Raw genomic sequence first — 9,745 nt, 5'->3', positions numbered from 1 at the left:
TCGCGGCGCTCATCAACGCCGTCAAGCTGACCGAGCGGGATATGGCCGAGTTGAAGGTCGTCATCTCCGGTGCCGGCGCGGCGGGCGTGGCGATCACCAAGATCCTGCAGGCCGCCGGGGTGCGCCGTATCCAGGTCACCGACCGCAGGGGCGTCATCCACCCGGGCCGCACCGACCTCAACAGTGCGAAGCAGTGGATCGCCGACGCCACCGCCGACTACGCCAAGGAGGGCACCGTCGTCGACGCCCTGCACGGTGCCGACGTCTACATCGGCGTCTCCGGCGGCACGGTGCCCGAGGAGGGCGTCGCGGCGATGGCCTCCGATTCGATCATCTTCGCGATGGCGAACCCGAACCCCGAAGTACATCCCGACGTCGCGCACAAGTACGCGCGCGTCGTGGCCACGGGCCGCTCGGACTTCCCGAACCAGATCAACAATGTCCTGGTCTTCCCCGGTATCTTCCGCGGCGCGCTCGACGTGCGGGCCACGAAGATCACCGAGCAGATGAAGTTGTCGGCCGCGCAGGCGGTCGCCGACCTCATCGCGGAGGAGGATCTGCGCGAGGACTACGTCATCCCGTCGCCCTTCGACCCGCGGGTCGCGCAGGCGGTCGCCAAGGCCGTCACGGACACCGCCCGCCGCGAGGGCGTCGCCCGTCGTCCCTACTGACCAGGAGAGCCGCATGTTCGCCGTCTACGCCGGATCGATCAATCCCGAGAACCCGCTCGACGGGCTGGTGGTGGGGGAGCGTCCCGACCCGGAGGTGCCAGACGGCTGGACGACGGTGACGGTCAAGGCCGCCTCGATCAACCACCACGACGTGTGGAGCCTGCGCGGCGTGGGCCTGCGCGCCGAATCACTGCCGATGATCCTCGGCTGTGACGCGGCCGGGTACGACGAGGACGGCAACGAGGTGCTCGTGCACGCCGTCATCAGCGATCCGGCATGGCGTGGGGACGAGACGCTCGACCCGAAGCGGTCGCTGCTGTCGGAGCGGTACCAGGGCACCTTCGCCGAGAAGGTCGCGGTGCCGCGCCGCAACGTCGTCGCCAAGCCGGCGGGCCTGTCCTTCGCCGAGGCCGCCTGCCTGCCGACGGCCTGGCTGACGGCCTACCGCATGCTGTTCACCCAGTCGGGGCTGCAGCAGGGCGACACGGTGCTCGTGCAGGGCGCGGGCGGCGGCGTCGCGACGGCGCTTATCTCGCTGGCGCGTGCCGCCGGTTTCCGGGTGTTCGCCACGAGCCGCGACGAGGACAAGCGCGCGAAGGCGCTGGAGATCGGCGCGCACGAGGTGTTCGAGTCGGGCGCGCGCCTGCCGGTCAAGGTCGATGCGGTCATGGAGACCGTCGGCGCGGCCACGTGGTCGCACTCGGTCAAGTCGATGCGTCCGGGCGGCACCATCGTCATCTCCGGTGCCACGTCGGGCGACGCGCCGCCGGCGGAGCTGACCCGGATCTTCTTCCAGCAGATGCGGGTTCACGGCTCCACGATGGGCACCCGCGACGAACTGCACAGGCTCGCGCAGTTCATGGACGTGATGGGCCTGCGGCCGCTGATCGACTCGGAGATTCCGATGGAGGACGCCGCCGACGGCCTCGCCCGCGTCATCGACGGCTCGGTCTTCGGCAAGATCGTCCTCACCCGGTAGGTGCCCGCCTCAGGGGTCGATGCCAACTGCGGTTTGAGTCCCTTCGAGGCTCGGCCGCAGGCGGCCTCACACCTCAGGGACCGGGTAGGTGCCTGCATCCTCGCGGAGCCTCAGCGGCGCAGGAAGGTGGTGATGAGGGCCTGGGTCGGCTCGGTGCCGACCATGCGGGAGATCGTGGCCGCCTCGTCGTCGAGATGGGCCGACAGGTCGCGCGACCACGCCGACCGCACGAGCCGGCGCGCCTGAGCGAGCGCTTCGGCCGGCCGGGCCGCCAGCGCCGCGGCCTGCGTACGCGCCTCCACGAGCGGATCGTCGTCGGTCAGATGGGAGACGATGCCGATCCGCTCGGCCTCCTCGGCACTCACCGGCCGTGCGGTCAGCAGCAGTTCGGCGGCACGGCGCTGTCCGACCACACGGGGCAGCAGCCACGACATGCCGCCGTCGGGCGTGAGACCGACCGAGGTGTAAGCGGTCACGAAGCGCGCCGACCGCGCCGCCACGACGACATCGGCACCGAGCACGAAGGACATGCCGATGCCGGCCGCCGCGCCCTGGACGGCGGCCACGACCGGTTTGCCGCCTGCGGCGTCGAGCACACGGACGCTCTGATGGGCGAGATCGGCCAACTCGGCGAGGGCGGCCTGTGGGTCGGGCGCGTCGATCATCGAGGCCAGATCACCGCCGGCGCAGAACCGGGCGCCCGCACCGGCCAGCAGGATTACCCGCACGTCGTCATCGGTGACCGCACGGGTTACGGCGGCGAGGAAGCCCCGTGCCATCGGCAGGTTGAAGGCGTTGGCGGCGTCGGGGCGCTGCAGCGTGATCTCGGCGACGTGGCCGGTCACGGAATAACTGACGGTCTGATCGATGGCGCTCATGGGCCGATTCTTCCGGACGCTCGCGGCACCCGGACTCATGGGCATCAGGTGCTACGCTGTCGCACATGGATATCGGGGTGCGGGAGCTGCGCAATGACACGGCCCGCGTGATCGCTGCGGTACAAACCGGTGAGCGGGTGACGTTGACGGTGCGCGGTGAGCGTGTGGCCGACATCGTGCCGCATGCGCGACGGTCTCGATGGTTATCCGGCGAGGCCGTGCGCGAGGCGTTGCTGACCGATCAGGCCGATCCCGCGTTGGCGAGCGAACTCGACGAGCTTGCCGGGCAGACCTTGGACAACTTGTGACGTGTCCTGTTCGCTATGGACTGCTCGACACGTCGGTGTTCATCGCGCAGGAGAGCGGCCGGGAACTCGGGCTTCTTCCGGAGTACGTCGCCATCAGCGTCGTGACCTTGGGGGAGTTGCATCTGGGCGTTGAGAATGCCGTCGATGCGGACACCAAGGCCAGGCGCGCGCACACGCTGTCGCGCGCGAAGGCCAGCGATCCGATTGCGCTGACGGAGTCCACCATGATCACCTGGGCGCGCATGGTGGCCGCCTGTCGGCGAGCCGGTATCCAACGGAAGGTCAAGATCGCCGATGCGCTGATCGCGGCCTGCGCGGTCGACAACGGTCTGGCCGTCGTGACCCAGGACGGTGACTTCGACCTGATCGCGGAAGCCTTCAACGAACTCGACGTTCTGCGGGTGTGACGAGTCCGAATCGCCCGACGACGGTCTGGAAGTGGGTGGTCAGAGGATGCGCGGATGGACGCTGGCTGAGTTGCGTAGGCCGCTTGCGGCCGGATCCTCGAAGGCTGCGGTGGTGGTCATTTCGAGGTGTGCTGCGCTCGCACCTCAATGACCGAGTCCCACCTATTCGCGTACGTTCTCAGTCCTCGTCGTCGAGGCGGGCGAGCCAGGTCGCGAAACGCTCGACGGGAACCTCGAACTCGGGATTGACGTCGACGAACTCACTGAGCCGCTCGGCCAGCCACGCCAGGGTGACGCTTTCGTCACCCCGGCGGGCGGCCAACTCCTCGATACCGCGATCGGTGAAATACACGGCGGCTCAGGCGAAGGCCCGGTCCAGCAACTCGCGGGCCTCGGCCACGTGGCGCGGGTGCGAGCCGACCGCCGTGGTCGAGGACTCCGGCCGCGTGACACCGACTAGCCGCAGGCCGTCGAAAGCATCGGTGAAATGGTGCTTGATGTGCGGCCAGGCACCCTGGTTGTCCGGCTCGTCCTGCACCCAGCGGACCTCCTGGGCACGCGGGAAGCGCGCCAGTTCGGCCTTCACCTCGGCCTCGGGTCGCGGGTACAACTGCTCTACGCGCACGATGGCGGTCCGCTCGTCGCTGCGCTTGGCGCGCTCGGCGAACAGCTCCCAGGCGAGTTTGCCGGTGCACAGCAGCACCCGCTCGACGCGGTCGGCCTCGATGCTCTCATCGCCGATGACCGGACGGAAGGTGCCGCTGGTGAAGTCCTCCGGCTGCGAGGCCGCCGCCTTGCTGCGCAGCATCGACTTCGGGCTGAACACCACCAGCGGGCGGTGCTCGGCCTCCAGCGTGTGCTTGCGCAGCAGGTGGAAGTACGACGCGGGCGTGGACGGCTGGGCGATGGTGATCTCGTCGTTGGCCGCGAGCGTCAAGAACCGCTCGATGCGCGCCGAGGAGTGGTCCGGCCCTTGGCCCTCGTAGCCGTGCGGCAGCAGCAGCACGACACCGGACTTCTGGCCCCACTTGGTCTCACCGGAGGAGATGTACTCGTCGATGACCGACTGCGCGCCGTTCACGAAGTCGCCGAACTGCGCCTCCCAGATCGTCAGCGCTTCGGGACGGGCCACTGAGTAGCCGTACTCGAAGCCGAGCGCCGCGTACTCGCTCAGCAGCGAGTCGTAGATGTAGAACGGTGCCTGCCCCTCGGCGATGTTGGCCAGCGGGGTCCACTCGTCGGCGTTGACCCGGTCGATGATCGTGGCGAAGCGCGAGGAGAACGTCCCGCGGCGCGAGTCCTGGCCGGCCATGCGCACCGGGCGCCCGTCGAGCAGCAGCGAGCCGAAGGCGAGGATCTCGCCGGTGCCCCAGTCGATCGGGCCGGCCGAGATGGACGCCGCGCGGCGCTGCAACTGGGGGAGCACCTTCGGGTGGACGGTGAAGCCCTCCGGGACATTGGTGTAGGCGTCGGCGATGGCCTTGAGCACCTCGGGGGTCACTGCAGTGTCGAGGGCACCGGGGATCTCCGGCTTCTCGGGGTAGTCCGGGGTGCGCGTGTAGTCCAGGTCCGGCTTCTCGGCGGCCTTGACGTCGGCGAAGTTGTGCTCGAGGCGGGTCTGGTAGTCCGCCAGCGCCGCCTCGGCCTCCTCCAGCGTGATGTCGCCACGACCGACGAGTGCCTCGGTGTACAGCTTGCGCACCGACTTCTTCTTCTCGATCGTGTTGTACATCAGCGGCTGGGTGAAGCTGGGGTCGTCGCCCTCGTTGTGACCGCGGCGGCGGTAGCAGATGAGGTCGATGACGACGTCCTTGTGGAACGTCTTGCGGTACTCGTAGGCCAGGTCCGCCACGCGGATGCAGGCCTCGGGGTCGTCGCCGTTGACGTGGAAGACCGGTGCCTGGATCGTGCGGGCGACATCGGTGCAGTAGGTCGACGAGCGCGAGGACGACGGGCTGGTGGTGAAGCCGACCTGGTTGTTGACGATGACGTGGATCGTGCCGCCGGTGCGGTAGCCGCGCAGGTGCGACAGCTGCAGGGTCTCCAGCACGACGCCCTGGCCGGCGAAGGCCGCGTCGCCGTGCACGAGCACCGGCAGCACCGGGAACGCCTCGCCCTGGTCGAGCATGTCCTGCTTGGCGCGGGTGATGCCCTCCAGCACCGGGTCGACGACCTCCAGGTGCGACGGGTTGGCCGCCACGGAGACCTTGATCGTGTCGCCCTGCTCGGAGGTGAACTCGCCTTCGACGCCCAGGTGGTACTTGACGTCGCCGGACCCCTGCACGGTGCGCGGGTCGAGGTTGCCCTCGAACTCGCGGAACACCTGGGCGGGACTTTTGCCGGCGATGTTGACCAGCACGTTGAGCCGGCCGCGGTGGGCCATGCCGATGCACACCTCGTCGAGGCCGTCGGCGGCGGCCTCCTCGCAGATCTCGTCGAGCAGCGGGATGGTGGTCTCGCCGCCTTCGAGGCTGAAGCGCTTCTGACCGACGAACTTGGTCTGCAGGAAGGTCTCGAAGGCTTCGGCCTCGTTGAGCTTGGACAGGATGCGCAGCTGCTCCTCGCGGGGCGGCTTGACGTAGCCCTGCTCGACGCGCTCTTGGATCCAGCGCCGCTCGTTCGGGTCCTCGATGTACATGTACTCGATGCCCGTCGTGCGGCAGTACGAGTCGCGCAGGACGCCGAGGATTTCGCGCAACTTCATGTAGCGGCGGCCGTTGCCGAAGGACGGGCCGGTGGGGAACTCGCGGTCGAGGTCCCACAGGGTCAGGCCGTGGCTGGCGGTGTCGAGGTCGGGATGGCTGCGCTGCTTGTACTCCAGCGGGTTCGTGTCGGCCATGAGGTGTCCGCGCTCGCGGAAGGCGTGGATCAGTTCGAGTACGCGCGCCTGGCGGTCGAGGTCGTCGTCGTGGCTGACGGCGATGTCCTGCGCCCAGCGGATCGGCTCGTAGGGGATCCGCAGGGCCTGGAAGATTTCGTCGTAGAAGCCTTCCTCGCCGAGCAGTAGCTGGTGGACGCGCTTGAGGAACTCGCCGGACTGTGCACCTTGGATGACGCGGTGGTCGTAGGTCGAGGTGAGCGTCATCATCTTGGAGACGGCGAGCTGCGCGATGGTGTGCTGCGATGCGCCTTGGAACTCCGGCGGGTACTCCATCGAGCCGACGCCGACGATGACGCCCTGGCCGGCCATGAGCCGCGGCACGGAGTGGTTGGTGCCGATGCCGCCGGGATTGGTGAGGCTGACGGTGGTGCCCTGGAAGTCGGCGACTTCGAGCTTGCCGTCGCGCGCCTTCTTGACCATGACCTCGTAGGCCTGCCAGAACTGCGCGAAGTTCATCGTCTCGGCGGCCTTGATGCTCGGCACGAGCAACTGGCGGCTGCCGTCGGGCTTCGGCAGGTCGATGGCCAGGCCGAAGTTGACGTGCTCGGGCTTGAGCTGGACCGGCTTGCCGGCCTCGTTGACCTCGTAGCCGGTGTTCATCTCCGGCATCGAGGAGATCGCGCGGACGACCGCGAAGCCGATGATATGGGTGAAGGACACCTTGCCGCCGCGGGCGCGGGCGAGGTGGTTGTTCATCACCGTGCGGTTGTCGAACAGCAACTTGACCGGGACCGATCGGACGCTGGTGGCGGTCGGGACCGCGAGGCTGGCGTCCATGTTCTGCGCCGTGCGGGCGGGGGCACCGCGCAGGACGACCTTCTCGACGTCTCCGGCACCGGACGGCGATGCGGCGGGCTTCGCGGGAGCCGCAGGCTTGGCGGCGGCCGGTTTGGCCGCAGGGGCGGCGGGCTTGGCGGGAGCCGGAGCGGGGGCGCTCGCGGCGGGGGCGGGGGCCGCCGGAGCCGCCGCCACAGGCGCGGGAGCGGCCGCCGGAGCCGCAGGAACTGCTGCCGGGGCGCTCACGCCGTTCGGGGAACCTCCCCGTGCGAAGAAGTCGGCCCAGGAGGCGTCGACCGAGGCGGGATCGGCCTGATAGCGCTCGTACATCTCCTCCACGAGCCACTGATTAGTGCCGAAGTCCGGCAGTGAGGAGGGGGAGTTGTCAGTGGTGGAGGACTCGGCCACGGCCCAGATCGCCTCTTCCGAATATTCAGTGCAACGGGAACGGGAAAACTGTGCCCAGACTAACGCTCGCGACCTCGTTTCGTTCCGCGGTATGGGTAACCGGTCACGAGGCTCACGGGAGCCGGACGGGGTTTCCGCGCTATCTCGGCCCGGTCAGGCCAGATACGCGCCCAGTGACGCTGCGGCGACGCAGGCCAGCGCCATGACCGCCGCCGCGCGGAGGCCGTCGGTGCGACCTCCTTCGAGCCAGCGCAGCGCCGCGTCGGCGGAGGCCGTGCTGAAGGTCGTGTAGCCGCCGAGGAAGCCGGTGCCGACGACGGCGTGCCAGGTCTGGTGGCCGCTCAGGCCGGTCAACAGCCCGAGGGCGAACGAGCCGGTGACGTTGATGACCAGCAGCGCCCACGGGACCCGGCTCCGCTCGGTGATCGTCAGGTCGACCGCGAAGCGCAGCGCCGATCCCGCGCCACCGGCTCCGGCCACGGCCAACGCCAGCGCCGGGCCGTTCACGGAGTGCTCCGGCGGCACCGGCTCCAGCGCAGCCCGGCGAGCGCGGCGAGCACGCCGGCCACCACCGAGCCGGCAGCGTACGCGGCGGCCGCGACGGGATGGCTGCCGAGCAACTCGCGGCTCTGCACGGCGAAGGCGCTGTAGGTCGTGAAGCCGCCGAGCACACCGGTCGCGGTGAAGAGCCGGACGCGGCAGGGCAGTTCGCGCCCGAGAAGCACGCCGATGAGGAAGGAACCGACGATGTTGACCGTCAAGGTCGACACGGGCACAGAGCCGACCTCACCGACCGAACGGTCGAGTCCGTATCGCGCGAGTGTTCCGGCGGCACCGCCGAGCGCGACGAGCGCCGCATCGACCGACCACTTCACGCCGCCAGCCTAATCCGCTCCCTGAGCGCTGAGCGGGGAACCTTTCCCCGGCGCGAGCGGTGAGGCGCGTGTCAGGCGCGGGACAGTAAAGCCGCGACCCGAGTGGCGGTCTTCCTGGCCGAGCCGGGGTTCTGGCCGGTGACGAGGTTGCCGTCGGCCACGACGTGGGGCACGAACGGCAGCTTCGCCTTGCGGTACCGGGCACCACGCTGCTTCGCGACCTCCTCGGCGTTGTACGGCACGAGCTGGTCGACACGGGCGAGCACCTCCTCGGTCCACGAGAAGCCGGTCATCTGGCGGCCGGCGATGAGGTACGACCCGTCGGAGAGCTTTGTGTCGAGCAGCCCGCAATAGCCGTGGCAGACCGAGGAGACGATGCCGCCGCGCTCGAAGATCTCCGTCGTGATGCGCTGTAGTCCCTCGCTGCCGAGGAAGTCGTACATCACGGCATGCCCGCCGGTGAAGTAGATCGCGTCGTGGTCGGCCGCGTTGACCTGGTCGGGCCGCAGCGTGTTCTCCAGCAGCGCCATCTTGTCCGGGTCCGCTTGCCAGGCCTTGGCGCTCTTGTCCTCGTTTGGGAACTTCAGCGACCGGGGCTCGAGGGGTACGGCTCCGCCGGCCGGGCTGACGAGCGTCTGCTCGAAGCCGTGCTCGGCGAACACCTCCCAGGCGTGGGTGAGTTCGGACAGCCACAGGCCTGTGGCGTGCGAGGGATCGTCGTAGTGGGCCACATTGGTGACGACGTGGAGGATGCGTATGGTCATCGGGGTTCCTAGCCGGGGATCAGCATGCGGGGATCGAGACGGGTACGGGCAGGTGGAGGGCCAGGTGGCCACCGGTCACGACGTCGAGTGACATCGCCCGGATCGGGCGGGATGTGCGCGCGTCGTCGGACAGGTGCCCGGTGCCGAGCAGGAGGTCGACGTGACGCGGGAATCGGGTCGTGCCGCCGGCCTGCGCGCGGGTCGGGCTGAAAGCGTCCCGCCTCCCGCGTTCGATACGTGACGCCGTTGGTGCCCCCGGCAGGATTCGAACCTGCGCTCCCGCCTCCGGAGGGCGGTGCTCTATCCCCTGAGCTACGGGGGCCTGCAGCGGGCAGGCGAAGCCCACCCGCGCGTTTCCGGATGGAGCCTACCGGACCGGCGATACCGTGGTCACGTGGAGGAGGGAAACGGACGCCGAGTGCTGGTGATCGACGACACCGCCTCGATCCGCTTTCTCATCCGGATGAACCTGGAACTCGCGGGATTTGAGGTGACCGAGGCGGTCGACGGCGTTGCCGGGCTGGAGGCGCTGCGCTCGGGAGAGCCGCCGCCCGACGCGGTGACCGTCGACGTGATGATGCCCCGGCTGGACGGCTTCGCCGTCGTCCAGGCCATCCGGGCCGATCCGCGCCTGGCGCACCTGGTCGTCGTCATGGTCACCACCCAGGGCCATCCGGCGATGATCCAGCAGGGACGCGACGCCGCAGTGGACGCCTACATCGTCAAGCCCTTCGACCCCGATTACCTCGTGCAGACCGTGGCCGATCTGACCGCGCCGGGGCGTCGATAGACTCCTG

The 9,745-nt window shown here is 69.1% G+C and carries 11 protein-coding genes and 1 tRNA gene; 5 read left to right on the top strand and 7 right to left on the bottom strand.

Features of this window, described 5'->3' with window-relative positions; translation table 11 throughout:
- Both QM597_RS08190 and QM597_RS08185 read left to right on the top strand, forming a co-directional pair.
- Positions 1-671, top strand: a 671-nt coding sequence (locus QM597_RS08190) for an NAD(P)-dependent malic enzyme (RefSeq protein WP_415004382.1), incomplete at its 5' end; no start/stop codon positions are given.
- A gap of 13 nt (positions 672-684) precedes the next feature.
- A complete protein-coding gene (locus QM597_RS08185; RefSeq protein WP_415004381.1) occupies positions 685-1,650 on the top strand; it encodes a zinc-binding dehydrogenase in 966 nt (321 codons plus the stop codon).
- 110 nt (positions 1,651-1,760) lie between these two features.
- On the opposite strand, the gene QM597_RS08180 is transcribed toward QM597_RS08185, so the two are convergent.
- The gene (locus QM597_RS08180) at positions 1,761-2,528 is read right to left on the bottom strand and encodes an enoyl-CoA hydratase/isomerase family protein (RefSeq protein ID WP_415004380.1); all 768 of its coding nucleotides are present in this window, start codon (positions 2,526-2,528) and stop codon (positions 1,761-1,763) included.
- Between the two features lie 65 nt (positions 2,529-2,593).
- Here QM597_RS08180 and QM597_RS08175 point away from each other — a divergent pair, with 65 nt between their 5' ends.
- The gene (locus QM597_RS08175; RefSeq protein WP_415004379.1) at positions 2,594-2,836 is read left to right on the top strand and encodes a type II toxin-antitoxin system Phd/YefM family antitoxin; all 243 of its coding nucleotides are present in this window, start codon (positions 2,594-2,596) and stop codon (positions 2,834-2,836) included.
- A complete protein-coding gene (locus QM597_RS08170) occupies positions 2,833-3,243 on the top strand; it encodes a PIN domain-containing protein (protein ID WP_415004378.1) in 411 nt (136 codons plus the stop codon). Before QM597_RS08175 ends, QM597_RS08170 begins: the two co-directional genes overlap by 4 nt.
- A gap of 178 nt (positions 3,244-3,421) precedes the next feature.
- Here the strand turns inward: QM597_RS08170 and QM597_RS08165 are convergent, their stop codons facing one another.
- The 6 genes from QM597_RS08165 to QM597_RS08140 form a co-directional block, all read right to left on the bottom strand.
- Entirely contained in the window at positions 3,422-3,595 is a 174-nt protein-coding gene (locus QM597_RS08165) for a DUF6104 family protein (RefSeq protein ID WP_415004377.1), read from the bottom strand.
- 6 nt (positions 3,596-3,601) lie between these two features.
- On the bottom strand, positions 3,602-7,309 hold the full coding sequence (locus QM597_RS08160) for a multifunctional oxoglutarate decarboxylase/oxoglutarate dehydrogenase thiamine pyrophosphate-binding subunit/dihydrolipoyllysine-residue succinyltransferase subunit (protein WP_415004376.1): 3,708 nt from the start codon (positions 7,307-7,309) through the stop codon (positions 3,602-3,604).
- Positions 7,310-7,462: 153 nt separating this feature from the next.
- On the bottom strand, positions 7,463-7,816 hold the full coding sequence (locus QM597_RS08155) for a fluoride efflux transporter FluC (RefSeq protein WP_415004375.1): 354 nt from the start codon (positions 7,814-7,816) through the stop codon (positions 7,463-7,465).
- Positions 7,813-8,184, bottom strand: coding sequence for a fluoride efflux transporter FluC (locus QM597_RS08150; protein WP_415004374.1), 372 nt, complete (start codon positions 8,182-8,184; stop codon positions 7,813-7,815). Before QM597_RS08150 ends, QM597_RS08155 begins: the two co-directional genes overlap by 4 nt.
- A 71-nt stretch (positions 8,185-8,255) precedes the next feature.
- Positions 8,256-8,948, bottom strand: a complete 693-nt coding sequence (locus tag QM597_RS08145; protein WP_415004373.1) for a type 1 glutamine amidotransferase domain-containing protein — start codon at positions 8,946-8,948, stop codon at positions 8,256-8,258.
- A gap of 247 nt (positions 8,949-9,195) precedes the next feature.
- A tRNA-Arg gene (locus tag QM597_RS08140) sits at positions 9,196-9,270 on the bottom strand.
- Positions 9,271-9,342: 72 nt separating this feature from the next.
- On the opposite strand from QM597_RS08140, the gene QM597_RS08135 reads away from it, so the two are divergent.
- Complete coding sequence (locus QM597_RS08135) at positions 9,343-9,738, top strand: response regulator (protein WP_415004372.1); 396 nt, start codon at positions 9,343-9,345, stop codon at positions 9,736-9,738.
- Positions 9,739-9,745: the final 7 nt, after the last annotated feature.

Origin of the sequence: Aeromicrobium sp. (assembly GCF_047607065.1) — a bacterium.
In the GTDB taxonomy this organism is placed as follows: domain Bacteria; phylum Actinomycetota; class Actinomycetes; order Propionibacteriales; family Nocardioidaceae; genus Aeromicrobium.
Note: the sequence above shows the minus strand (reverse complement) of the source record. Positions and strands in the feature narration are given on the sequence as shown.